Here is a 23,037-nt window from a genome sequence, read left to right on the forward strand (position 1 = left end):
GAGCGACTTGCACGTTCCGCTTGCTTGATCGGCTAACCTCGCGCTTTCACGAAGCGGGCTGTCCCAGGCTTGATCAGACAAGCGCAAAGCGCCCCTGACCTGCAACGATAGGACTTGCTGAGGGTCCTGTTAGTTGCGACGAAAGAAACAACTCCCAGGTGAAGAAGCGTAGCTGGTCGTACCCGCCTGTCCGAGTCGAGGGCAATTGGGGTCGCCGAAGACGTACTGGACGGCTGGCCCAAGGGCATGCGGCTGATGGTCCGCAGGTCGCTGCGGCTCGTGGGAAGTAGGTCCGGTCGGCGTGTGATGTTCAGTCACGGCCCATGGGGGCAGGGCGGCCAGCAGAGTGAAGACGGCGGCGTCAGCCTCATGTGGCAGGTCTCGGAGCGCGCGGGTGTCAGCTGTTCGCGCGGCGGTGATCTGCGAGGAGCAGGGCCAGCGGTCCGGCGGGGAGGAGGAACCGGCCGTCCTGCACGGTCTGAAGTGCCTCGGCCATCGGCCACCACGACAGCTTGAAGTCCTCTTCCGTCTCGGTGAGTTCCTGGGCGCCGAGTGTCAGGATGCGGGCCTCGTAGATGTGGACGCGTGCTGGGGAGCTCAGGGTGATCGCGCGTGAGCCCGATTGCAGCCACTGCGCGGCGCTCACTCCGGCTTCCTCGCGCAGCTCGCGGCGGGCGCGGTCCAGTGCGGTCTCGCCGTCTTCGCGGCGCCCTCCGGGCAGGAACAGGTATTCGCCTCCGTGGGCTGGGAAGTCGGCCCTCAACAGGGCGACAAGGCCGTCTGCGTCGAGGACCACGACGACGGAGGCGTCGCACATTGGTCCATCGCTCATGCGGATCGAGCGTATCGGCCAGTTGCGCGCCCACGCGGCGGAAAGAATCCACATGGTCCAGGCCGTCTACCGCGGGGGTTGCGGCTTGCGATGCCTGCCCTTTCCCTCGCCGAGGAGCTTGGGTGCCAGGGCTTTGGGCGGCGTTGGATCTCCCGCAACGCCCGGGTACAGGAGGTTCTTCGCGTCGTTCAGGTTCGCCACGAAGCCGTAGGGCTCCCAGCAGTGTCCATTCCACCGTTCGATGGCGCGCGGCGCGGCGGGATTCACGTGCGCGCCTTTGAGGCCGTGGCCTGGGGTGATGGGGACGGCACGGAGTCGGCCGATCTTCGCGTCGCGGCGCGCGGCCCAGTCCGACAGCGGTTCGTCGTCCATCGTGGCGTTCCTCACTCTGGCGGTTGTCCCGGAATGCTCGAGATGCCTGCCCGAGGGTGCAGGCATCTCGATGGGGCCTACTTCCACTTGTGCTCTACCAGCGTTCCCGCGTCATCAAGGTAGCCGCGCAATTCGACCTCGGGAAAGGGATCTTGTCGTCGTCCCGGATGATCTGAGCGGGACCGTATCTGACATTTTACGTAGCAGCGACAGGGTGTCCCGGTCCCTCAGGAGCGCCAGGTTCAGGCCGAGCCGGGCCTCGCTCCGGCGGGCCCGCCCACGACTGTGAGCAGGTCCACGACGAAGATCAGCGTCGAGCCCGCCGGGATCAACGGAGAGGGTGACTGGTTGCCGTAACCGAGACGCGGGGGAACGATGATCTCGCGCCGGCCGCCGACCTTCATTCCCCTTACTCCCCGGTCCCAGCCCTTGATGACCCTGCCACCGCCCACGGCGAACTTGAACGGCCGGTCCCGCTCCCAGGAGGAGTCGAACTCTCTTCCGGACGCGAACGTAACCCCGACATAGTGAACCTGGACGACCCTGCCCGGCTTCGCCTCGGGTCCGTCCCCGATCACGAGGTCCCGGATCGTCAGCTCCGTGGGCGCGTCACCCTCCGGAACCTCGATTCCGGGCTTCGTCAGTTCGCTCATCGCGGTCCCATCGCTCGCCACCGGAATCCCTCGCACAGGCCGGCAGGACACATGGACATTCCATGCGGCAGGCGATCACGCTACCGGCAATGCCCATGAGGCCGTTGATATCACAGCGCGTCATCCGCGTCTCCGCGCAAGCTCCGTCGGCGTTCGTGCCACCCGACCGATCTCCGACATCTTTGCTCGTACCTCACCGAGGCGGGAAAGGGTGTAAGGGTGCCAAGGAACGCCAGGCCCCGAACTCGACAGGACGGGTGATGGCCTGCGGCAGTCAGTCCAGTCGCCGAGTCGCACCCCCGCGAGCAGGCAATGGCCGAACGGGCTGGGCCGCCTTTGCGGCGACGGGTCAGGAGACGCGCAGCAGGGTGGTTGCGGGGCGGATTGCGGAGCGTCCGAATTTGGCTCGGATGCGGTCGCTGGCTTCTTCGGCGAGGAGGCGGGCTTCGCGTGTCCGGTCGAGGCTGATCTGCTCGGCGACCTGGCCGGCGGCGCCCGCCGGGTCTGCGAACAGGGCGGCATCCCGTAACCTCCGGCCGGCCGAGTGCGGCCCTTGGCCAACCGGACGGACACATCCGGCGCCGGTGTGTGAAGGGCCCCGGGCACGCGGGTCACGCGGCCACGGGCGGAGCGCCAGGAGCAGGGTGCGCCTGAGTACCGCGTCGGTCGGCGAGGAGGGCGAGGGCGATACCGATGCCGGCCCAGATGGTGAGGGTGAGGGCGGGGAGTGCGGCGCCTGAGCTGTCGAAGAAGGCGTTGGCACGCAGGAGGCTGCCGGAGGCGCCCGGGGGCAGGATCTGGCCCAGGGAGGCCCAGCCGGTGGGGAACCAATGGGGTCCGGTGGCAAGTCCGGAGAGCGGGTTGCCCAGGAGCATCATCAGCGCGCCGCCGAGGGCGAATCCGGCCATGCCGAGGAGAGCTTGGAGGCCCAGGAGGGTGGTGGACAAGGCGGCCGTGCCCAGGATGAGGCCGAGGGCGGTGAGCCAGTAGTTTCCGTCGACGGAGTGGGTGGCGAACTGGAGGACCGCGGCGATGGCGGCGCCTGCCACCAGGGAGAACAGGAGGGCTCCCGTGATGCGGGTGCGCAGTCCGCGGTGTCCGGGGAAGACGCTGCCGAGGATGAGGGCGGGGAAGATCCCGCCGAAGATCATGGGGAGGAGTGCGGCGGTCAGTCCTGCGCCGCGGGGGTCGTCCTTGGTGAAGGGCACCAGGTCGTGGACGGTGGCACGGGTGGTCTGCTGTGCGGCGACGTTGTCGCCCAGTGCGATGAGGGCGCTGGTGGCGGAGGGGCCGCCCGCGGTTGCTGAGTAGATGTCGACGTCGTGAGCGGTGACGGCGAGGCCGCCGGCTATGTCCCGGTCCTTGACCGCAGTTTGGAGGGCGGCGGGGCTCGGGTAGAGGCGGACGTCCCAGGCGTCGCCGTCGGCGCTCTGCCGGAGGGCTTTCGTGGCCGCTTCGGGGCCGGTGACGCCGAGAGGGACGTGGTGAGGGCCGCTGTGGAGCGAGGGCAGTGCGAAGGCGCACAGCATGGTGGTGATCAGAGCTGCCAGACCGAGGACGACCAGGGTCAGCTTGCGTCCCGTACCGGGCCGGATGTGGTTCGACATCGTGGGTCTTTCGTTGTTCCGGAGCATGTGAAGAAGGCCGTGCTCGTTGTCGGCCGGGCCGTGGGAGGCGGTTGTACGGTCTTGCGAGCCGGATGCGGCGCGTACGGGTAAGCGGTCCGCTCGGCTTTGCCGGCCGGACGCCGGGGCGGCCCTGGCGTCCGGCCGGTGATCTCAGATGCGGGCGGCCGCGGCGGCGACGATCCAGTTCCTGAACTCGACGGCGTAGTGCCGCAGATGGTGCTCCAGGACCTCGTCCGGGCACGTGACGGGGAAGTAGACCGTCAGGTTCGCCGTGAAGCCGTCGGCGGTGTCACCGAACTGGATCAGCGCCCGTCCGACGACGGTGCCGTCGGCCAGGAAGAGGTTCGAGGACATCTTGCGCGGAAATTCGGCCTCTGGAAGGAGCTCGTCCGCATCCGCCGCCCAGGCCAGTGCGTCCGTTCCCCAGCCGCCCATGTAGAAGTCGGCGACGTGGGGGCCGATGTTCTCCACCACGCGCGCGCCGGTCTCATCGGTGCCCATCACATAGTGCTCGGGGTGCGCCGCGAGAAGCGGCTTCTCATCGCCGGCGAACGCCTTGTCCATCCAGGCCAGGAAGGCGCCCGAGGTGAGGCCCTTCGCCGCGAGCACGGTGGTGCCCCCCTTGAAGGCGCCGTCGGAGGTACGGGCGCTCTCGCGCAGGAAGGCGTTGCCTTCCTCGATGTCCGCGGCCAGGAGGTCGAGGAGCCCCTGGCGCCCCAGCAGCGTCCGGAAGCGCTCCAGGGCGCGGCGGGCGTAGAAGAGCTCGAAGTCGTCGATGCTCCCGGCGCCGGTGGGACCGGCCTCAAGCGTCACGGTGACGGGCTGGGAAGTCTGGTTGTCGGTCATGGGCGAACCTCCAGTAGAATGCGAATGTGAATTCACATTCGCATCATGAGAGTACGCCGAGGAGTGCGCCAGTTGTCAAAAGATCCTGTTGAGGGCGCCGCAGATACCATGCGGGACATGACCGAGGAGCCCGAGCGCCCAGCGTCCTACCGGGAACCCCAGCAGGCCCGCAGCGCCGCGACCCTCGCCCGCATCCTGCGGGCAGCCGAGGAGATCGCCGCCACATCCGGCCTGGAGGAGATGACGATCACCGGCGTCGCACAGCGCGCCGGTGTCTCCGTCGGCACGATCTACCGCCGCTTCGAGGACAAAGACCAGCTGATCACCGCCCTGACCGAGCGGATGCTGGAACGCCGCGAGGAATACGTGGCCGAGCAACTGCGCGCGGCCGAGCCCTCGCTGCCTGGCGTCATGGACGCCTACGCGCACGCCCTGCTACAGTCCTTCGCCGACAGCAGCAGCCTCTTCCCCGAACTGCTGCGCACACGGGGGGCCAGGTCACTGGACCGCGGCGCCCGCACCATCACCGAAGTCCACCGCCTCCTGCTCGAAGCAGCGAACCCCTACGCCGACCAGATCCGCCGCTCCCAGCCCCAGCAGGCACTGGACACCGCGGCCCGTGCCATCCTCGGCGCCTGCTTCCACAACTCCGTACGCCCCGATCCCGCCACCGGCGAAGCGGCCAGGCGCAGGTACGCCGACGAACTCAGCGACATGGCGATCGCCTACCTGTCCACTCCCGACCGGCGCCGCGGCGCCGATACCTGAGCCGACTGCGGTCTCACGATCGGCCGTCGTCCACCGCTCCGGCCCCGCGCGGTACGCGCTTGCGGGGGACGATGGAACGGGGCGGCTGGGCGCGCATATGGCTGCGGACCCGACCGAGAACGTCGCCGAGCGCGGCGGTGTCCTGGTTCGACAGCGGTGCCAGCAGGAGACGCTGGACGACCTCGACATGTCCGGGAAGTGCGCGGAACAGCGCTTCACGGCCTGCGCGGTGGCGGTGACGACGGTGCTGCGTTCGTCATCACTGGCGCGTGCCTTGGTGACCAGCCCCGCGTCGATCAGCCGGGCGACCTGATAGGTCAGCCCGCTACGACTCCGCGGGCGGCGAACAGGCGTCGTGCGTAGGTTGAGGGGAGGCGGCGGAAGCGGCCGTCGTCGGTGCTGCCGACGGCTGCGGTGTGACCGCACCGGGCCCGGGTCACGACGGTGATGCCGCCGGTGGCGGCGGCTTGGCGGTGCCAGCACTTGCGCACCAGCGGCTGCCACCGCTGCTTCACCACCTCGTCAATCCTCACGGCAACGTCGGGACGGGCGTGCTTGCGGGAGGCCTGGGAGACGTTGCGGGCCGCCGTCCTCGACGCCCTCTCGGCTCCATCTAAACCAATCGGTTGTGACCGTGCCAGACAGTTCAGAGCCTGGCACAGCGAAACCATCGCGCAGAAGCGCGCGGAGCACCTGTCCCGATGCATCTGCTTGTACCTGCATGCGTGAAATAGAGGTGAGTCTCCCGCAGCGACTACCAGTATTTCGGAGGCGAAACATGACCGACTGGGTGGTAAAGCCAGACGGTGGCTGTCCGGAGGGCCACGAATGTCCCCATGGCGCCGCTGCTGGCCCGGCCCCAATGCCCCGAAGCCGGGTTTGTCCGGAGTGCTTCGTCCATGGGCGCGAGGAGACGCGGCTGTGCCTCTGCCTGACCTGCGGCCACATTGGCTGCAGCGACAGTGCGCCAGGCGCCCACGCCACCGCTCACTACGCATCCAGCGGTCACCCTCTCGCTCGCTCCATGGAACCAGGCGGTGAGCCATGGGCTTGGTGCTACGTCGACGAAGTTTTCCTCGTGCAGCGCGGATCGGCCAGACGCCGCGCGTCCGCGGCATAGTCGACGGCATCTCTGGACAGCGGCAGCCGCAGCAGCGATTCCGGATGACGCGCCGCGGCCACCACCTGGGGACCCGTGGCCAGTCGCCACTACGCGAGCGCACGCCCCAGTCCCCGCGAGCTACCAATGATCAAGAGTGTCTTGCCTCCACCTCAATCGCCTTTCATGTAATTGGTTACTTGCTGCTGTACCCGGATTTCCGGACGGCCCCGCCCTGCGTACACCGTGTCTCGTGCGGAGGGCGGGGCCCAGCGGGATGATGGAGGGACGGCGCGCAGGGGCGGTGACATGAGTGAGCGATCCAGTGGTGATCGCGGCGGGCCAGGGCCGGCTGCTTCCTGGTCCGACCGGCGCTCCGATGGCGGTGAAGATCGACGGTGCGGTGACGGGAGGCGCGTATTCACTGATCGAGTACTCCCACGCGGCAGGAGCGCCCGGACCCCCGCCTCATGTCCACGCGTTGCACGAGGAGGCCTTCCGTGTACTGGAGGGCGAACTGAGCCTGGACGTCGGGGACCGGACGCTGACGCTCGGCGCTGGGGATTACGCGGTGGTACCCCGTGGGATGGTGCATCGCCCCTACAACGCCGGCCTGGTCGAGGTCCGGTTCCTTTTCATCACCTCGCCGGCCCTGGACGGCTTCTTCGCCGAGATGGCCGATCTGAACGCCGCAACGGGCGGCAATCCGCCGGCCAAGGCGCTGAAAGAACTGGGCGATCGCTGGGACTGCCTGTTCACCGGCCTCTCGGCTGGTGACGAGACGACGAGGATCGTCAACGAGCCTGCCGAAAAGGCCCCTTGAGCTCGCATGAGGATGCTTTTCCGGCGAACTCACGGTCATCGTTGGCTCGGAAGCGGCCCGGTACGTTCAGGGGTTCCGGGCAGCGTCGGGCTCTGCGACGCCAACGAATTCGAGGAACACGACCGAGATCATGGTCGCTGGAGGCGGTATCGGGGGTCTGGAGGACCGCGGTCCTCTTCTGCGCCATGCTCGGGGTCCCGGCACTGCGGGTCCTGGCCGACGTCCTCATCTTCCAGCAAGTTCCTGACGAGCGACGCGGGCGAACGGTCACCGCCGTCATGACCCTGTTCGGTGCCGGTGTCCCCGCGGGCATGGCGATCAGCGGGATGTTGCTGGAGTACTTCAGCACGCCGACCGCGATGCTCGCACTCGTGGCCGTCCTCGCCCTGGCCACCCTCTACTCCCTCAGCGAGCCGGCCATCCGACAGGCCCGCTGGCTCGAGCCGTCGATGACCCCATGCGGGGCGGATGAGGCGTTGTGACTCGAGCACGGAACGTACCGAACAGTCAGGCGGCTGTGAGGGTGGCGGCCGGTAGCACCTCGGCGCAGTCGCATCAAAGGCTGACCCCGTACGAGCGCTTCAACCACTACGTACCGGCGGTACCGGGGCACCGACCGAACTTCCGGGAACCGGCGGTTGAGGAGTGGCGGCTGCGCTACCCGCTCTTCCCCAGCGTCCTGTTCGTCCTGGACGCCACGGGACCTACCGGTGTCGAACACTCGGATCAGCGCCCTGCGCGCCGGGGCCGGGCTGCTGGCGCCGTTCCGCTTCCTGCACAACGCCCCGTCCTCGTAGCGCCATTGGCCGGCCTGCTCCAGCGCGACGGCTGTACCCGTGTGGCGCCCCATCCACCGTCCCGACCAGCAAGTCCCTGGCCCGGGCGGGCGTTTCGGCAGACATAGCGCGGCGACCAGCCGCGGTCGAAGGTGTGGGCGGCACAGCCAACGCCATCGTCGAGGCTCAGCGTGACGCGGCCGCACGTGTGGTCAGCCTCATGGTTGGGTCGTGTCACCGGTCCAGGGCGGGCAGGTGGGCCAGGCCGGTATCGAACATGATGCGGTCGACAGTCTCGTGCAGTGCGCTGTCGGCGCCGATGACGATCTCTATGCCGCCGGGCAATAGATCGCGCGCCCGGTACCAGTCGCGCAGTTGCGTCTCGTCGACGTCCTCGGCAATCGGTTTGGTGCCGTGCCGGGCGAGAGTTTCACCGAACGGCACGTCCAGGTAGTAGCCGTGGGTCGGACCGCGGTGGTCGGCACGCAACTGCGCGAGCATGTCGCCGTAGCGGTCGGCGTAGAGGATGCCTTCAACGACGACGTGGAATCCGGCGTCGAGGGCGTAGCGGGCGGTCAGGTCGATCAGGCCGATGTTCGCGGCACCGGGCCGGTCGCGCTCCCGGAGCACGAAGCGGCGGAGGTTGTCCTGACCGACCAGAGCCAGGCCGCGGCCGAACCGCTCGCGCAAGCCGGCCGCGACGGAGGACTTCCCCGAGGCACTGTTGCCGCGGACCACGACCAGCCGGGTTTCTTCGGTGCCCACCATCACGGCGGTCACGCTATCGACGGCCGGTGACAGTAAGGAGGCGTTTCGGGGACGGGACCTGCGTCGACGCCTGGACGAGTGAATTCTTCCTTCGTGTACGAAGGCTACTCGGCATCCAGTTCGGGGACGTCTGCCGCTATTCACCAGTCGTGAAATTCAGTTGTCCATGGGTTTGGGAGGCGCCCCGATCCACGGTCGGATGCCGTTCACGAGTTTGCGTTCTGGTCCAAGTCTGCGGTGTGCCTGCTCCCTGTGACGGTCGGTTTTGCTGGTGGGTCTCGCGAGATCGTCCGGAAACCGCCGGTGCCGACCGCTTCCGGGCTGATGGTTGACGCGACGGTCACGAGTCCCGCTGGAGTCGCTCCGCAGCCTGAGCAGGGGTGTCGTAGTAGCCAGGCCGTGCCAGCAGGACCGAACTGAAGGAGTAGCCCTGCTCTTCCTCTGGCTCGTCGTCGGCCGCGAACGGGCGCCAGAAGCTCAGGAGCAGGTCAGAGGCGACGAAAGACGCTCGGTCGTCGGGATCCGCCTCGATCGAGGTGTACTCGCCCATGCGTTGCACCAACTCGCGGGCCGGGAGCGCGAACACGTCCAAGCCTCGGAAGACGACTCGGTCTGTCCGAGTCGACGGCCTCCCGAGCTCAACGGCTTCGAGCGCGTCGCGCGTGCAGTGGATGCTGATCATCAGTCCACTGGGACGGAAGACGTGCTGCCCCGGCTGGTCAGACTCCGAGATCGCGGAGAGATCGCGCAGCGAGTCCAGCGCCGCGTCGGCCGATTGCCGTGTCATACCGACCCGCAACGGGCCAACGCCGCTTGGTGGAGCGAGGTCGAAGTCCATGCGGGCATGATCTCAAACAGGTCTGTCAACGAGTCACGAAGGGCCATCCAGCCACGAGAGATTCCAGAGCGTGAGTGCTCTACAGAAGTTGGACCAGAACCCGCGTTTTGAAACCGCTTGGGTCTTGCCGGGGCAGCGCGGAGGAGCCGTACGATCGTATGGCAGGCGCCCGACGAACTCGATGCCGAAGACGGTCGGGCACGCTGACACCCCAGCACCCTCGATATTCGGGAGCGTCGTGGCATTCAGCCGGTTTCGGTCCCAGGTCGAAGTTCCAGCGGCCCTGACCGTGTCGCGGAACGGCGATGCCAGGCGGGCATGGACCGCTGCCCTGCCGACCCTGGCCGAGGAGTTCTTGAACCGCTGGAGTCTGCGACTGGACGGGCCGCCCCTGCACGGGGCTGTCGCACTCGTACTGCCAGTGCTCCAGGCAGACGGCTCGCCCGCGGTACTCAAGCTCCAGCCCGTCGACGAGGAAACCCGGGACGAGCCGTTCGCCCTGCGCGTCTGGGGCGCCCGTCTCGCGGTCGGACTGCTGAACTCCGCCCCCGACTCCGGGGCGATGCTTCTGGAACGTCTCGATGCCGCCCGGTCCCTCGCGGCGGTGCCCGACGGCGCTGAGGCCCTCCAACACCTTTCCGAGCTGCTGAAGCAACTTGCCGCCATTCCGGCCCCCGCCGGCTTGCGGCTCTTGGCCGACATCGCCCGAGCCATGCTCGACCGGGTCCCCACATACTCCCGCTCTCTGGCGGACCCCTCTGAGCGACGACTGCTGGCCACATGCGCGGCCGCGATGCGGGAGCTGCTCGACGAGCCCGGTGACCGGCTTCTGCATTGGGATCTGCACTACGACAACGTTCTCGCCCCTCTTCCGTCCTTGCAGGCCTCGGGACGGGCTCCCTGGCTCACCATCGACCCCAAACCCCTTGCCGGCGACCCCGGCTTCGAGCTGCTGCCCGCATTGCGAAACCGGTGGGACGACATCACCGGCTCCCCAGACGTACCTCGGGCGATACGCCATCGCTTTCACCTCATGACAGAAGTCGTTGGTCTGGACCGGGGGCGGGCCACGGGATGGACACTCGGCCGCGTCCTACAGAACTGCCTCTGGGACATCGAGAACGGCGCGGTCACACTGCAACCCGAGCAACAAACCATCGCCCAATCGCTACTGGGCTCCTGATTCCTTCGGTCACGGGGCCAGCCAGCTCGATCAGGGCGCTGGCATGATCAGACCGCGGACTGGCCAGACGCCTGGAGTGGATGGCCGCCGCGGTCGGCCACGAGAGCGGCCACGAGAGCGGGCACGATGTGGACGATCCGGTCGCCGCCTGGATCTGGTCGTACGGCAACTGGACGCCTCACCGCTACCAGGTCTACCTCTCCTTCATGCACCCCGCCGCCAACCAGCTTGCCGCAGGAGACAGTTGGCCATCCGGCGCAGCCCCGACCTGCTTGAATGCGCATCGTCCAACGCCACCCAAGGGGGATCTGGTTGACGTGCCACAGTGCCAGCCGACGCAACCTGGGCTAGACGGACGCATCAGACACACGTTCTGAGAGGGACGCCCGCCAGAGGGCGAGCGTCATCCGTCCTGCGACTCCGCCATGACCTGGTCCAGGTGGGCCCGGAGCCCATTCACCGCAGCCGTGCCCAGGTCCGAGAGCAGCGCTGGGTCCAGTCCAAGTTCCGCCGTCCGACACCCTTCGACCACGCCGCGCATCACCGCGAAGGCGAGGTCGATCCACTGCTTCTCGGTCAGGTATTCCGGCTGACTGACGGGTTCTGGCCTCTGCGGCATGGCTGCTCCTTCGTCTCCGGGCGGCTGCTCGGACTTTGTGGCCGGACAACGCCTCGTAATCAACGCTGCAAGTCTTACGGGCCTGCCATCGCGATCGCCATCCAGTTCAGCGATGCCCTTGATCTGGAGAACTACCACTCAACGGCAGGCAGGGCCGGATGTGACGGCGGCACGGCCTCGGGGTGCATGGGGCGACCTGGGATGTATCTGGCCGCGATCGCCATGCGGGTCGTCCTGGCGATTCTGCACCAGCGCCTTCCCCATCGATCGGGGTTGGTCGTCAATGCCGGGCGGGCCCGACTGGTTGTCGGAGACTCTGCAACGCCCTGGACGGCGCTGGAACCTTCCCCGAGCAGCTGCCAGGACCTCAGAGGCTGTGCCCCGTGCTCTGGCCGGTGAGGATCGGTCCGAGTACATCCGGACGCCTCATTGCGTCATGTCTGCGCACCGGCCGACAGTCCTGGCAGAGCGGATGGCACAGCTGTCGTCATGGGGCTGGGAAGCGGGCAGGCCTGGTCCCACTTCCTGTCGCGCACTTCCCTCCAGACCTCGCTCCAGTCCGAGGGACAGGGACTCCTAGGAGTCGGAACAGCGGGCGGCGACACCGTGGTTGACCTTGTATCCGCAGGCGGCTGGTTCACAGGATGGCATTCCGCTTCGTAGGCGCCACCAGAGCACTCGACCTCCGAGCTGCCGGAGCACGCGGACACGCCGTACACGACGATTGTCACGACCACCGCCCCGACGGTTCCGCTTGTCCAGGACGCACGCCTTCTGCCCATGCCACCCCTCCGTGACAGCGCGACGTTGCATTGTCGCGCAGGAACGACGGGTTCGGCATCCCCGTGCTGGCCAAACGCTCCCTGTTCGGATCCGCGGGCCGCCATAGTGCCTGCTGTGAACAGCTCGTGGACTCACGCCGGCGATCGGGGTGGCCCTTTCCGCAGCCTTCACGAACTCTGCGGAGTCGACGTCCACTTCATCACGCCCGCGTCCTGACTGCGTGACGGGCCGGGTCGCGGCCCGATCGCCCGGATCGTGTTCGTGCGCGTCGGATCCGGGCCGTCGGGCCGCGACCGTGCGAGGGGCATGGGTGTTGCCCCGGTTCGTTCAGTTCAGGCGCCACTGCTGGTTGGCGCCGCCGTTGCAGTTCCACAGCTCCAGCTGGGTTCCGTCGACGTTTCCGGGCGGCTGGTCGCCGCCGGTGACGTCGAGGCACAGACCGGACTGGACGCCGGTGATCGTGCCGTCGGCGTTCAGGCGCCACTGCTGGTTCGTACCGCCGTTGCAGGTCCACAGCTCGACCTTGGTGCCCGCGCTGGTCGCCGCACCGGCGGCATCCAGGCATTGCGTGCCCCCGTACAGCCGCAGTTCACCGGCCGCGGTCAGGGTGGCCTTCTGGTTGGCGCCGCCGTTGCAGTCCCAGATCTCGATCTTCGTGCCGGGCGCGGTCTGGTTGTCGAACGCGTCGAGGCAGCGGCCCGAGGAGGCGCCGACCAGGGCGTGCGTTGTGCCGGTGCTGGTGGCCGAGCCGGTGGACACCCGGAACAGGACGGTGCCGTGGCCGGGCACGGTGGCCGAGATCGCGCCGCCGGTGGTGGTCTTCACATGCGACCACAGGTTGTCGAGGCTGTAGCCGTTGGACGAGGCGGGCAGGCCGATGGCCGACGCCGTGGAGGATATCGTGGCCGCACCGGAGTTCTCGTTGAACAGCGCGACCGACACGTCGCCGCCCGCCAGCGGCTTGGCGAGGACGTCCAGGCCGCCGACGGCGGAGACCTGCACGCCCTGCTTGCCGAGCGCGTCCTGGTCGACCGCGACGACGTCCCGGTTTCCGAGGACGGAGGCGGTGGCGGCGGAGGAGTTGGGCAGGTCGTTGCCAGTGATCAACGGGGCGGCCATCTCGGCCCAGAGACTGAACTCGCTGCGGTCCTCGGTGAACGACATGCCGCCGTTGCCGACCTCCAGCATGTCGGGGTCGTTCCAGCCACCGGGGCCGGCGTACTGCGCCAGTTTGACGTTGGCGTGGAAGATCGACAGCAGGGAGCCGTAGCTGTCGTTGATGTCGCCGGTGGTGCGCCACATGTTGCCGACGCCCGCGCCCCAGGTCCACACGCTGTCCACGCCCCATTCGCACAGACTGAACAGGATGGCGCGGCCGCTGCCGGCCAGGGCGTCGCGCATGGTGGTGTCGCGCTGCTGGGCGGAGGTCCCGTCGTCGTTGCAGTTGTCGTACTTGAGCAGGTCCACGCCCCAGGAGGCGAAGCTGTTCGCGTCGGTCCGCTCATGGCCGAGGCTGCCGGGGTAGCCGGCGCAGGTCTTCGTGCCCGCGCTCTCGTAGATGCCCAGCTTCAGGCCCTTGCCGTGCACGTACGCGGCGGTACCGCTGATGCCGTCCGGGAACTTGACGGGGTCCGGCACGAGATGGCCGCCCGAGTCGCGGCTGCCGGCCATCCAGCAGTCGTCGATGTCGACGAAGGAGTAGCCGGCCGCGGCCAGACCGGAGGACACCAGGTAGTCGGCGACGGCCTCCACCTTCTGCTCGGTGACGTCGCATCCGAACTTGTTCCAGCTGTTCCAGCCCATCGGCGGGGTCAGCGCCAGCCCGTTGGGCAGCGCCCCGGCCTGTGGCGCGGCGCCGATGGCCCAGGCGGCCGACGCCGCGAGCAGGGCCAGGACGGTGCCGACCGCGGTACCGGCACGTCTGCCGACGGACGCACGGCGGCTGTCGGTGCGAGGTGCGCGGGGAGTCCGCAGTATGCGGACCCTACGGCGCGTGCGGGGTAAGGGGAGGCGCACGTTGTCCTTCTTTCGGATGGGGGCTATCCGACGAGCACTTCGGCCTGCCGACAGGCGTGAGTGACCCCACGTCAGGTGCGGGAAACAACCGAAGGGGATGACAAAGACGCGTGACGGGTAAGGGTGGGAAGTTTTGGATTCTGTGCGAATGCCGGGCCATACCGTCGCAGTCCACACAGGTTCCGTCAAGGGTTCACACAGCAACGGGATCGAACCCCCGGACGTCACTTCCCCAACTCGGCTTGTTCTTGACCGGGTTGGCCGGACCCAGAGGGTTGCGGGCAGGACAGGCCACTTGTCGGGACGCGTCGTCCCCACATGCTTGATCAGGAGTCAGGAATGCCGTGTCTGCACCCGATGCGGCCGGTGGCTGACGAACGTGCTCTCTGCCGCCCAGCGCCTCGACAGCACCACAAACCCCCTGCCTGTCGTCGGTACGCTGGGTCGCGACGGCGCCCTGCCCCACTCGGGACACACCCGGTGGGGGCAGGGCGCCGTCGGCATGCGCGCTGCGATCATCCTGCTGCTGTCAGGCCGCCCTCGGCCTCACGCGCCCGGCCCTGCGGGTGGGACGCCTGCTGAGAGCGCTGAGTCCATCGGCGCGACCACCTCGCCCCACCAACGCCCTGCGTTCCCGTCGGACAGCTGCCCGGCCGCTGAGGTCACGAATCGATGGAATCCACTTCCTCGGTGGCGTCCGCAAGCAGTCGAGCGATCAGGGCTCGGTCGTCCGGTCCCATCAGGTCATCGGGACCGTAGGAGCGCTTCGGCCAGTACGCCTGCCCATCGATCCAGGGGACGCCCACCGGCAATCCATCCCTTGGGCCATGAAGTTCGAGGCTGCCCTCGGGCTCCACAGGCAGGTCGGCCGGGAGTTTGCTCGCCCCGAAGAACCGGAGCCAGGTCTGTGGCAAAGGCATGAGTTCCAAGACCCCATCGGGCCGGACGTCGTCGCCCCCGGCGGCCGGGAACAACACCAGCAGGGCGGTCCCGTCGCGGGGCGGGTCGTACACCACGGCATAACGCTTGGGCACCGGACCGGGCGCGCAAGCCGCACTGGCCAGAGTCCTGGCCGTCGTCCCAGGGACTCCACGAAGACGGTAGGCCCCGTAGAGACCCAGACCTATCGAGACCGCAAGCGGGTACCAGGCATCAGGCACTATCGACGAGCCGACCAGCAAGCAGATCGCCAACAGAACACACGCGAAGACCAGCGCCGTGACCAGGGTGGACAGACCCGAGATGCTCCGCAGCGTCCGCACCCGCCACCACCGCACCGTGCGAACGTCCGCCTCTCGACGACTGCGTGCCGTGGGCCTGGGCAGCGCCGCCTGGCGCCGCGCCTCGGCCGTCATCATCGCGTACGTGAGTGCGCCAGATCTCGGCGCCGGGCGTTCTCCATCGTCGTGCAACATCGGGCCCCTCTCCCTTGCGGGTGTCACCCCGCGCCCCAACTTGCTGCAACAGGCACCGACTTTAGACCCCCAGGGTGTCGCACACGCACCAGCCCTCCAACGTAGCGCGGCCAGAACGCACATCGTGTCGGTCGGATTGACGCTGCGAGGAGGCTGGAGACAGCGGCCCTTCAGGACGCCTCCACTCACCCCCGCGTTCGCGGTCTCCCCGTAGCCCGGGGCGTCCCACCCCATCTCCCCGCCCCGGCCTGCCCAGAACCGCAGAGGTGGCCTCGGGCCGGAATCCACACAGCCTGCGCAGCACCATGACGTCCAGTTGACAAACGGCAGCCGGCGCATAGCCGCGAACAGCTCCAGACTCTCGGCGACCTGGTTCATCAAGAGGCCCGGTTCGGAGAGGAATCGCAGCGCCACGGTGTCGAAGGCGGCCCTGCCGAGAGCACTTGATGGCCCAGTGGTCCCCCTCGTCCCGGCCATGGATTCAGGCTGAATGACCGGCCCGAACGAGACCGGGCCACCCGCCGTGCACGAGCGGTGCTGCCCGAGCGACACCACGAACGTCGAGTGAGTCGTCGCCGGACCGCTTCTACCGATCCGGCGTGCGAGTTGCCTGCGGGTGGGTGCCCGGAGACGCATCTGCGCCACAAGCCTTCAGCCGCGGGAGCGCGAGCTTTCAGCGCGGGAGCGCAAGATGCGGCGCATCCGGTCGGCCCGGACCAGGAGGTTCGTGCGGACGACCGGGACAGCCTGCGCCGCCAGGTCCTCCGCTCGCTTCAGATAGGCCAGGTCGATACCGAACAGCGGGAAGAGAGTCTTGGTGTACGTCGTCGCCGGCATGGTTCCGCTGCGGTGGATGGCCGGCACGAGATCGAGGTAGGCCTCCGCGTGGGGCCTCAGCAAGTCGTCCTGACCTGCACTCCAGAACAGTGCCGCAACCGAGTGGACCGAGGCCAGAGGCACCGCGCGGTCCGTCACCAGCGTCCGCCACACCGCGTTCTTCTCTGCCGCGTCCGGGGTCGCGGCGCGGACCTGGAGTCTGCTGACCCATGCGTCAGGGTCCGGGTCGCGGTCGAGCAGAGCCTCGGCCTCGGTGGCGGTCGGACTTCCGAGCTGAGCCTTGCGAACCAGTGCCCGCCACTGGAGATCGATGTCCTCCCCGGCCTCGGTCTGGAGCCAGGCCACCTCCTCCGGTTCGGCCGCGGTGCGAGCGAAGCCGCGCAACGCCGCTTTGCGGTAGGCGCCGACGCCGGAGAGATCGCGGCACGCCGCGGCCACCGCTCGTAGCAACGCGTCCCGCTCCGACATCGGGCTCCACAGATCCGCGGCCTCGACAGCCAGGTTGAGATACGGCTCGATCGCCGACGCGGAGGTCTCGACGACCAGCACGCCGGTCAGGCACCGCACGGCTTCGGCGGCTGTCGCCTCGCCGTTGATCAGCATGTCCCAGGCCGTGGTGACGGCCACACCCCGCGCGGTCGCGGTGGGCAGGCGGGCGGCGTTGCCGAAGAACGCGTCTCTGGTCGTGGCGTCAGGTCGCGTCGAGGCGAAGGTCAGGTCGTCATCGTTGACCAGATACAGGTCGGCTCCTGCCGGTAGGCCGAGCCGGGTCCGTTCGCCCGCCACCTCGACTTCGACGCGTGCCGTCCGCTCAAGACGGTCCCCTGAACGCTCGTAGGCGCCGACGGCGAGCACTTGCGGGCGCGGCCGGCCACCCGGCCCCTGAGCGACCAGGGCGAAACCGTCTTCGTCGTGGTCGAGAGTGAGCCGGTCGGTGCCCGCTGTCTCCAGCCATCCCGCGCGCCACTGGTCCAGGTCACGTCCGTCGGCGTCGGCGACCGCCTCGATCAGGTCCTTCAGCGTGGTGCTGCCCCAGGCATGCCTGGCGAAGTAGCTGGTGAGCCCCGCGGAGAAGTTCGCCTCGCCGACGTACGTCATCAACTGGTGCAGTACGGAAGCGCCCTTGGAGTAGGTGATGGCGTCGAACGTCGCTTCGGCCTCGGAGACGTCGCGGACCTGCTGGCGGATCGGGTGCGTCGTCGGTCCCTGGTCCATGAAATAGGCCTTGAGTTTCTCGCCGGTCAGATGTGCCGTCCAGGCATCGGTGTACGAGGTCGCGTTCACCGCGGCCCAATTGCTCGCGAACTCCGCGAACGCCTCGTTCAGCCACAGGTCGTCCCACCAGCGCATCGTGACGATGTTGCCGAACCACATGTGCGCGAGCTCGTGCAACAGGTACCGCGAGAAGAGGTCCCACTCCGCTCTGGTCGGCGTGCTCCTGCGCAGGAACCAGTCCATCCAGGTGACGCAGCCGAAGTTCTCCAAAGCGCCGGGGAACTCGGGCGTGAAGACCTGGTCGTACTTGTGCTGCGGAAAGGGCATGCCGAACTTGTCGGCGAAGAACTCGAGCCCCTGGGTGGTCAGGGTGAACAGTTCGTCGGCGTCCCGGTCCAAGACGCAGGCCAGCGACTGTCGGGCGAAGAGGCCGAGATCATGACCGGCTCCGCGACGGCGCACTTCGTGGTACGGGCCCGCGTTGATGACCGTGTTGTACGTCGCCAGCGGTGGCGTCGGCGGGAAGGCCCAGCGGCGCAGGGGGCCGAGGTCTTCGATCCGGGGGTCACCGCTGTTGCTCAACACCCGCCAGCCGGTGGGAGCGGTCACGGTGAACGCCCACGGCGCCTTGAGGTCCGGCTGGTCGAAGCAGGCCAGCACGTACCGGGCGTAGTCGGGGCTGAAGTCGGTGTAGACATACGTCTCGCCGTCGGCGGGATCGACCGCCTTATGTACGCCCCGGCCCTCGGCCGAGCACTCCGTCACCGAGACCACCGTGAGGACGTTGCGCTCGGCAAGACCGGTCAGCGCGATCCGGCCCTCGACAGCCGACCCCAGCGCGACCCCGTTGAGCGTGGCGCTCTCGACCGCCGCCGCGCAATCGACGAAGGTCTCGGCGCCGGGCCGGTCACACGTAAAGGTGATCGTCGATTCGCACCGGACCCGCGAGCCGGTCACCAGATCCGCAAGGTCGACGGCAACGTCATACCGCTCGACCGTCAGCAGCCTTGCACGCCCCTCTGCCTCAGCTTGGGTCAGACTCCTGCCGCTCATCACTTCCCTCCCGGAGATTCGTTCAGAGTCCCACGTGGATCGGGTTTGTCCATCGCGTCGCTCATCGGCTGACCGGCAGCTTCCTCACAGACCTTGGAGGACAGAGCATGCGGAAACGATGAATGATCACATCGCTGCCGCAGGGTCTGATACAGGTTTGGGTGACAGGTTGACCTGCCCCACCTCTCAGGTTCCAGTTCTGGTGGCTAACTGACAGCCCTTCACGGAAGGCTGGCAGTCATGCCTCGTCCCTATCCTCCGGAGTTCCGAGCGCGTGCCATCGCGCTGGTCCGCGCCGGCAAGCAGGCCAAACAGACGGCGGTGGAGCTCGGCATCCATCCCGTCACGTTGTCGAAGTGGTTGCGGCAAGACGACATCGACAACGGGCGGCGACCGGGAACGCCGTCGAGCGAGTCTGCTGAGTTGCGGGCCGCTCGACGGCGGATCCATGAGCTGGAAACCGAGCTGGCGATCGTCCGGCAGACGGCGAAGTTCCTTGGCAAGGACAAGCTGGCCCCAAAAGGCTCTACCCGGTGATCGACCGACTCGTCGATGCCGGGGCACCGGTCGACAGGTGCTACCGCACCCCCATCGAGTACGAACTACTCTCCACACAAGACACCATCCACGCAGCCAGTTAGCCACCGCAGCTGGAACCCAAACCGTGGGGCAGGTCAGGTTCGATCACACGGTCCGGAGCGCCGGTGGGTCATGACGGTCTCGAATTCGACGCGGGGCAGTCGACCGAGTGCGGCTCGACGCCGGCGGCGAGCAGCGTGACTACAGCTGGTGCACCAGTTCCCGAACGACGAACGGCCCCCGCTCTCGCGTGGCGCTCGGTGCGGCGGGAGGCGCGTTCGACGAGAGCGCGCCCTCGGGGCGGCGCAGAGGGCCGCAGGGCCGGACAGGACAGATCCCGGCAGCCATCAGACTGCCGGGATCAGGGACAATCCGCCTACTTGGGCTTGATGGCGTCCTTGGCCTTCTCCTTGGCCGCGCGCAGGTCGCCCTTGGACTCCTCGACCTTCCCCTCGGCCTTCAGGGACTCGTTGCCGACCGCGCCGCCGACGACCTTCTTGACCTTGCCCTCGGCCTGCTCGCTCTTGGCCTGAGCCTTCTCGTCCGCAGCCACAACCACTCACACCCTGTCTCACTCGAAATAGGTTCGTCCCCCGTGTCACCCCGGACGCCACCGTTAAACCCGAAGGCTGCCGCACAGATGCTCCGCCACTGCGGGCGCCCTTAAGAGTTAAATAAGATCCGCAGGAGTGGAGAGCGATCCGCAGGGCACATGAGGGCTCGGAGGTTGATAACTATGGTTCCTATTCTTCTTGTTCTTCTGCTCGCTCTGATCCTCTTCGGTGCCGGTTTCGCACTGAAGGCCCTGTGGTGGATCGCCGTCATCGTGCTGGTGGTGTGGGTCCTCGGCTTCGTGATCCGGCCCGCGGCCAGCGGCGGCAAGCGCGGCCGCTGGTACCGCTGGTAAGCGGGCCTGATCAGTGCACCTACGGGTGGGGCCCGACGCCACGGCGTCGGGCCCCACCCGTTTCCTGTTTTCCTGTCATTGCAGGAATGAGCGTGGTGACGGCACAGATACGGGGTACGGGAGGACGTGGCCGGAGGTGGCGGCCGTGACGCCCGGAACCATGGCCTCCAGCAGGGCGCTTCCGGGTGCCCGCATTCGACGTGGAATTGAATGTGTGGGGCTCGGAATCCGGGGAACGCGGCTTTCCCGGAAGGCGTCATTGCATTCGATGACGCCTGCACAATCCGCAGTTAGTACTCCAGCTGTCGATCGTGATCTTCACGCTTGAGCGGCTTGCCGCCGGTAGTGGCTGGTCTGAGATCGTGCTTGGTGGCGGCGTCGCCAATCGGACCAGTCGAGCCGGTGGACGGCGTCCAGGGCGGGGCGGACGACGAGCGCGATGAACAGGTGCTGGATCTCGTTGCAGGTGAGCGGTATGCGGGCGTCGGATGCGGGATGATGGGCGTGTTCGTCTGCTCTGACGATGGCGAGGAAGGCGTGCGCGAGCATGGCCAGGGTGACCCAGCGCGCCCAGGATGCGTAGCGGCGAACCTGGTGTTTCTCCAGTGCGGCCAGTCCCTTTCCGGCTTGGAAGAACTCCTCCACCTCCCACCTTGATCCAGCGACGCGCACCAGCTCGGCCAGCGGCACCGGGCGGGGCGAGTAGCAGCGGTAGTAGGCCAGTTTGCCGGTGCTGCGGTTGCGGCGGACCAGCAGTTGGCGACTCCCGGGCCTGGGGTCGGCCAGGTCGATGACGGCCCAGTCGTAGAAGCGGTAACCCTTGGCTCCGGGCCCTGCGGACAGCTTCTGCCAACCCCTCCTGGGCACCTTCGCGGCCAGGGCGTCGGCGCGGAACTTCCCCCCGCCGGTGGTGACTTCGTGCGAGCATGCCACCGCCAGGACGTAGCCGGTGCCGCGTTCCTCCAGCACGGTGCGCAGGGTCGGGTTGCCGCCGTAGACCTCGTCGCCCGCAACCCATGCGGCCTGATGGCCGGCGTCCAGGAACCGGGCGACCATGCGTGCGGCCAGTTCCGGCTTGGTGGCGAATGTCGTCTCCTTGCCGAGTCCGGCGGCGAGGCAGCGGTCGGGGTCGGAGGTCCAGGAGCGCGGGACGTACAGTTCCCGGTCCACCGCGGCATGCCCGCGCTGACCTGCGTAGACAAGGTAGACGGCAACCTGGGCGTTCTCGATTCTGCCCGCGGTGCCGGTGTACTGGCGCTGGACGCCGACCGTGCCGGTGCCCTTCTTCACGTCGCCGGTCTCGTCGACCACCAGCACCGCCTGGTCGTCGTGCAGGTGCTCCACCACGTAGTCGCGCACGTCGTCGCGGACGGCGTCCGCGTCCCACTTGGCTCTCCCGAGCAGGTGCTGCATGCCGTGCGGGGTGGCCTCGCCGGCCCACTCGGCGATGGTCCAGCAGTTCTTGCGCGGCAGGTCTGACAGGAGTCCGAGGACCAGTTGCCGGACCCGGCGTCGCGGTTCGACCCGAGCGAACCGTCCCGCGATCCGGCCGATCAGGCCCCCGAATGCCTCCTGCCAGCGGGCAACGCTGTGACCTGCGGCCACCGCACGATCGTTTGCCTTTACACACCGATGATCAACGGTGGCCGTATGCGTTCCCCCAGCAGTGATGTCGCTCATTGAAACGAAAACCCCTTGCTCAGGGCTGTCTCCGCAGTTGCTCGTTGGACCTCCCCATCAGTGTCACTGCGGGTGGCCATGCCTTCCGAGTCAGACATGTTACTTTCCGGCTTGGAAAGTGTGTGCCATGCTGGCAACCTCATCTCTTGCTGTCGGGAAGGTCGTGCGGTCTCGTGTCTGTTGGCGCTCATGGCGGCGAATCACAGTCCGTGGAGGTATCCCCGGCCCAGGCGGCGGGCGCGCTGGCTCGCGCGGAGTCGATTCGTGCCGGGGTGCGGGGGCGGCGGGCACCGGGTTGGTTCCCGATGCTGGCGGGCCTCCTCGTCGGCGTGGACGTGGCGGCGCTTGCCGCCGCACAGGAGGTACCGCTCGCTGCGCTGCCGGCAGTATTGCTCACCTGGTCCATAGCATGGTTGAGCCGCCGGATGAGTGTCCAGGTCACAGGGGTGAGGGATGTCCTCTCCAAGCGCCTGCGCAACATGCGGCTCGTGGGCGAGTCGGTGGGGCTGTGCGCACTGTGCATTGCCGTCTGGGCAGTGTGTCGCCTCGGTGGCGGCAGTCACGCCACGTGCATCGTCGTACCCGCTGTCGTTGGCACCGCGGCGGCCTCGGGTCTGTTCGCGCGGCGCAACCGGGCGCTGCCTCCCGGCCCTGGGGAAGCCCATGCCTGCTGATAAGGGCGTGGTCGGGGCGGGCTTCAACGAGCTCATGCATCATCCGAGCCGACTGGCTGTCTTGGCATTCCTCTCCGGCTGCATCGAGGCGGACTTCGCACTCGTACGCGACCGATGCGAACTGTCCGACTCGGCACTGAGCAAGATCGCTAAGACGCTCGAAGAAGCTGGCTACATCGACGTCAGAAAGGGGCGTGCCGGTCGCAAAGCCCGAACCTGGCTCGCCCTGACTCCCGAGGGTGGCAACGCGCTCGCCGCACACCTGGACGCGCTCCAGGCAGTCGCAGCGGCGGCCCGCTCCGCCGCCAGCACGAGGCCGACGCGAACCGCCACGCCAGCTGACTCAACCGATCCGCACTCGGCGCCGAGAACCGTTCGACTCGATCTGCCTCGCAGCACGTGAGACGGGCTGCCGTCCTCCCGCACGGAGGCTGATGCCCTGCTGTTCGGCAGTCGTCGCCACCGGTGCGCGGTCTGTTGAACGACGCGGGGTAACGAGCATGCCTGGCCATTCTCGATCGAAGAACGTCATCAGCAGCCCCCACCAGCAAGATCACGATCTACGGCTGGAGTATTAGTACTCCAGCAGCGTTTTGCTATTCCTGCTGGTCAGGGGCCGGATTTTGAGTGTAGTGGGGTGATGTTCCATCGGGTGCGGGTTCGGTGGATGGGT

At 67.8% G+C, this 23,037-nt stretch carries 22 protein-coding genes and 1 pseudogene; 9 read left to right on the plus strand and 14 right to left on the minus strand.

Going from position 1 to position 23,037, the window contains the following annotated elements; translation table 11 throughout:
- Nucleotides 1-397: 397 nt before the first annotated feature.
- The 5 genes from ACZ4AA_RS36835 to ACZ4AA_RS36855 form a co-directional block, all read right to left on the minus strand.
- On the minus strand, nt 398-832 hold the full coding sequence (locus ACZ4AA_RS36835) for an NUDIX hydrolase (protein WP_467612555.1): 435 nt from the start codon (nt 830-832) through the stop codon (nt 398-400).
- Between the two features lie 66 nt (nt 833-898).
- On the minus strand, nt 899-1,204 hold the full coding sequence (locus tag ACZ4AA_RS36840; RefSeq protein WP_467612558.1) for a DUF6087 family protein: 306 nt from the start codon (nt 1,202-1,204) through the stop codon (nt 899-901).
- Nucleotides 1,205-1,446: 242 nt separating this feature from the next.
- Nucleotides 1,447-1,857 carry an FKBP-type peptidyl-prolyl cis-trans isomerase gene (locus ACZ4AA_RS36845; protein WP_467612561.1) on the minus strand — a complete coding sequence of 137 codons (411 nt, stop codon included), beginning with the start codon at nt 1,855-1,857 and terminating at the stop codon, nt 1,447-1,449.
- A 611-nt stretch (nt 1,858-2,468) separates the two neighbouring features.
- Nucleotides 2,469-3,464, minus strand: a complete 996-nt coding sequence (locus ACZ4AA_RS36850) for a hypothetical protein (protein WP_467612564.1) — start codon at nt 3,462-3,464, stop codon at nt 2,469-2,471.
- A 171-nt stretch (nt 3,465-3,635) separates the two neighbouring features.
- Nucleotides 3,636-4,331, minus strand: a complete 696-nt coding sequence (locus tag ACZ4AA_RS36855; RefSeq protein WP_467612567.1) for a hypothetical protein — start codon at nt 4,329-4,331, stop codon at nt 3,636-3,638.
- 117 nt (nt 4,332-4,448) lie between these two features.
- On the opposite strand from ACZ4AA_RS36855, the gene ACZ4AA_RS36860 reads away from it, so the two are divergent.
- Entirely contained in the window at nt 4,449-5,099 is a 651-nt protein-coding gene (locus tag ACZ4AA_RS36860) for a TetR/AcrR family transcriptional regulator (protein ID WP_467612570.1), read from the plus strand.
- A gap of 97 nt (nt 5,100-5,196) precedes the next feature.
- A complete protein-coding gene (locus ACZ4AA_RS36865) occupies nt 5,197-5,412 on the plus strand; it encodes a hypothetical protein (RefSeq protein ID WP_467612573.1) in 216 nt (71 codons plus the stop codon).
- Nucleotides 5,413-5,416: 4 nt separating this feature from the next.
- On the opposite strand, the gene ACZ4AA_RS36870 is transcribed toward ACZ4AA_RS36865, so the two are convergent.
- Complete coding sequence (locus tag ACZ4AA_RS36870) at nt 5,417-5,617, minus strand: hypothetical protein (protein ID WP_467612576.1); 201 nt, start codon at nt 5,615-5,617, stop codon at nt 5,417-5,419.
- Nucleotides 5,618-5,877: 260 nt separating this feature from the next.
- Between ACZ4AA_RS36870 and ACZ4AA_RS36875 the strand changes: the two genes are divergently transcribed.
- The 3 genes from ACZ4AA_RS36875 (at nt 5,878) to ACZ4AA_RS36885 (ending at nt 7,503) form a co-directional block, all read left to right on the plus strand.
- Nucleotides 5,878-6,219 carry a UBP-type zinc finger domain-containing protein gene (locus ACZ4AA_RS36875; RefSeq protein WP_467612579.1) on the plus strand — a complete coding sequence of 114 codons (342 nt, stop codon included), beginning with the start codon at nt 5,878-5,880 and terminating at the stop codon, nt 6,217-6,219.
- 292 nt (nt 6,220-6,511) lie between these two features.
- Nucleotides 6,512-7,021, plus strand: coding sequence for a cupin domain-containing protein (locus tag ACZ4AA_RS36880; RefSeq protein ID WP_467612582.1), 510 nt, complete (start codon nt 6,512-6,514; stop codon nt 7,019-7,021).
- Nucleotides 7,022-7,206: 185 nt separating this feature from the next.
- Nucleotides 7,207-7,503, plus strand: a complete 297-nt coding sequence (locus ACZ4AA_RS36885; protein ID WP_467612585.1) for a hypothetical protein — start codon at nt 7,207-7,209, stop codon at nt 7,501-7,503.
- Nucleotides 7,504-8,031: 528 nt separating this feature from the next.
- On the opposite strand, the gene ACZ4AA_RS36890 is transcribed toward ACZ4AA_RS36885, so the two are convergent.
- Nucleotides 8,032-8,565: a P-loop NTPase family protein gene (locus ACZ4AA_RS36890; protein WP_467612613.1), complete on the minus strand. Its 534-nt coding sequence runs from the start codon at nt 8,563-8,565 to the stop codon at nt 8,032-8,034.
- A 340-nt stretch (nt 8,566-8,905) separates the two neighbouring features.
- Nucleotides 8,906-9,403, minus strand: a complete 498-nt coding sequence (locus tag ACZ4AA_RS36895) for a hypothetical protein (RefSeq protein ID WP_467612588.1) — start codon at nt 9,401-9,403, stop codon at nt 8,906-8,908.
- Nucleotides 9,404-9,641: 238 nt separating this feature from the next.
- Here ACZ4AA_RS36895 and ACZ4AA_RS36900 point away from each other — a divergent pair, with 238 nt between their 5' ends.
- Nucleotides 9,642-10,586 carry an aminoglycoside phosphotransferase family protein gene (locus ACZ4AA_RS36900; protein ID WP_467612591.1) on the plus strand — a complete coding sequence of 315 codons (945 nt, stop codon included), beginning with the start codon at nt 9,642-9,644 and terminating at the stop codon, nt 10,584-10,586.
- 403 nt (nt 10,587-10,989) lie between these two features.
- Here ACZ4AA_RS36900 and ACZ4AA_RS36905 read toward each other — a convergent pair whose 3' ends face one another.
- The 4 genes from ACZ4AA_RS36905 to pepN all read right to left on the minus strand — a co-directional run bounded on the left by ACZ4AA_RS36905 (nt 10,990) and on the right by pepN (nt 18,524).
- Nucleotides 10,990-11,205 carry a hypothetical protein gene (locus ACZ4AA_RS36905; protein ID WP_467612594.1) on the minus strand — a complete coding sequence of 72 codons (216 nt, stop codon included), beginning with the start codon at nt 11,203-11,205 and terminating at the stop codon, nt 10,990-10,992.
- Nucleotides 11,206-12,315: 1,110 nt separating this feature from the next.
- The gene (locus tag ACZ4AA_RS36910; protein ID WP_467612616.1) at nt 12,316-13,881 is read right to left on the minus strand and encodes a glycoside hydrolase family 27 protein; all 1,566 of its coding nucleotides are present in this window, start codon (nt 13,879-13,881) and stop codon (nt 12,316-12,318) included.
- 785 nt (nt 13,882-14,666) lie between these two features.
- Nucleotides 14,667-15,419 (minus strand): hypothetical protein, encoded by a 753-nt coding sequence (locus ACZ4AA_RS36915; protein ID WP_467612597.1) that lies wholly within the window; start codon nt 15,417-15,419, stop codon nt 14,667-14,669.
- A 651-nt stretch (nt 15,420-16,070) separates the two neighbouring features.
- The gene (pepN, locus tag ACZ4AA_RS36920; RefSeq protein WP_467612600.1) at nt 16,071-18,524 is read right to left on the minus strand and encodes an aminopeptidase N; all 2,454 of its coding nucleotides are present in this window, start codon (nt 18,522-18,524) and stop codon (nt 16,071-16,073) included.
- Nucleotides 18,525-18,764: 240 nt separating this feature from the next.
- Here pepN and ACZ4AA_RS36925 point away from each other — a divergent pair.
- Nucleotides 18,765-19,108: pseudogene (locus tag ACZ4AA_RS36925) on the plus strand (transposase); the annotation flags it as partial.
- Between the two features lie 371 nt (nt 19,109-19,479).
- On the opposite strand, the gene ACZ4AA_RS36930 reads toward ACZ4AA_RS36925, so the two are convergent.
- On the minus strand, nt 19,480-19,656 hold the full coding sequence (locus ACZ4AA_RS36930; protein WP_467612603.1) for a CsbD family protein: 177 nt from the start codon (nt 19,654-19,656) through the stop codon (nt 19,480-19,482).
- A gap of 183 nt (nt 19,657-19,839) precedes the next feature.
- Here ACZ4AA_RS36930 and ACZ4AA_RS36935 point away from each other — a divergent pair, with 183 nt between their 5' ends.
- A complete protein-coding gene (locus ACZ4AA_RS36935; protein WP_033279275.1) occupies nt 19,840-20,010 on the plus strand; it encodes a hypothetical protein in 171 nt (56 codons plus the stop codon).
- Between the two features lie 318 nt (nt 20,011-20,328).
- Here ACZ4AA_RS36935 and ACZ4AA_RS36940 read toward each other — a convergent pair whose 3' ends face one another.
- Nucleotides 20,329-21,615, minus strand: coding sequence for an IS701 family transposase (locus tag ACZ4AA_RS36940; protein ID WP_467612607.1), 1,287 nt, complete (start codon nt 21,613-21,615; stop codon nt 20,329-20,331).
- A 738-nt stretch (nt 21,616-22,353) separates the two neighbouring features.
- Here ACZ4AA_RS36940 and ACZ4AA_RS36945 point away from each other — a divergent pair.
- Complete coding sequence (locus ACZ4AA_RS36945; protein ID WP_467612610.1) at nt 22,354-22,767, plus strand: transcriptional regulator; 414 nt, start codon at nt 22,354-22,356, stop codon at nt 22,765-22,767.
- Nucleotides 22,768-23,037: the final 270 nt, after the last annotated feature.

It is taken from the genome of Streptomyces sp. NPDC024698 (assembly GCF_055559015.1).

Coding starts and splice junctions, on each gene's coding strand:
- pepN (WP_467612600.1), bottom strand. CDS start 18,524: ATGAGCGGCAGGAGTCTGACCCAAGCTGAGGCAGAGGGGCGTGCAAGG.
- ACZ4AA_RS36845 (WP_467612561.1), bottom strand. CDS start 1,857: ATGAGCGAACTGACGAAGCCCGGAATCGAGGTTCCGGAGGGTGACGCG.
- ACZ4AA_RS36945 (WP_467612610.1), top strand. CDS start 22,354: ATGCCTGCTGATAAGGGCGTGGTCGGGGCGGGCTTCAACGAGCTCATG.
- ACZ4AA_RS36860 (WP_467612570.1), top strand. CDS start 4,449: ATGACCGAGGAGCCCGAGCGCCCAGCGTCCTACCGGGAACCCCAGCAG.
- ACZ4AA_RS36840 (WP_467612558.1), bottom strand. CDS start 1,204: ATGGACGACGAACCGCTGTCGGACTGGGCCGCGCGCCGCGACGCGAAG.
- ACZ4AA_RS36895 (WP_467612588.1), bottom strand. CDS start 9,403: ATGGACTTCGACCTCGCTCCACCAAGCGGCGTTGGCCCGTTGCGGGTC.
- ACZ4AA_RS36885 (WP_467612585.1), top strand. CDS start 7,207: ATGCTCGGGGTCCCGGCACTGCGGGTCCTGGCCGACGTCCTCATCTTC.
- ACZ4AA_RS36855 (WP_467612567.1), bottom strand. CDS start 4,331: ATGACCGACAACCAGACTTCCCAGCCCGTCACCGTGACGCTTGAGGCC.
- ACZ4AA_RS36835 (WP_467612555.1), bottom strand. CDS start 832: ATGAGCGATGGACCAATGTGCGACGCCTCCGTCGTCGTGGTCCTCGAC.
- ACZ4AA_RS36875 (WP_467612579.1), top strand. CDS start 5,878: ATGACCGACTGGGTGGTAAAGCCAGACGGTGGCTGTCCGGAGGGCCAC.
- ACZ4AA_RS36850 (WP_467612564.1), bottom strand. CDS start 3,464: ATGTCGAACCACATCCGGCCCGGTACGGGACGCAAGCTGACCCTGGTC.
- ACZ4AA_RS36915 (WP_467612597.1), bottom strand. CDS start 15,419: ATGTTGCACGACGATGGAGAACGCCCGGCGCCGAGATCTGGCGCACTC.
- ACZ4AA_RS36865 (WP_467612573.1), top strand. CDS start 5,197: ATGGCTGCGGACCCGACCGAGAACGTCGCCGAGCGCGGCGGTGTCCTG.
- ACZ4AA_RS36890 (WP_467612613.1), bottom strand. CDS start 8,565: ATGGTGGGCACCGAAGAAACCCGGCTGGTCGTGGTCCGCGGCAACAGT.
- ACZ4AA_RS36905 (WP_467612594.1), bottom strand. CDS start 11,205: ATGCCGCAGAGGCCAGAACCCGTCAGTCAGCCGGAATACCTGACCGAG.
- ACZ4AA_RS36935 (WP_033279275.1), top strand. CDS start 19,840: ATGGTTCCTATTCTTCTTGTTCTTCTGCTCGCTCTGATCCTCTTCGGT.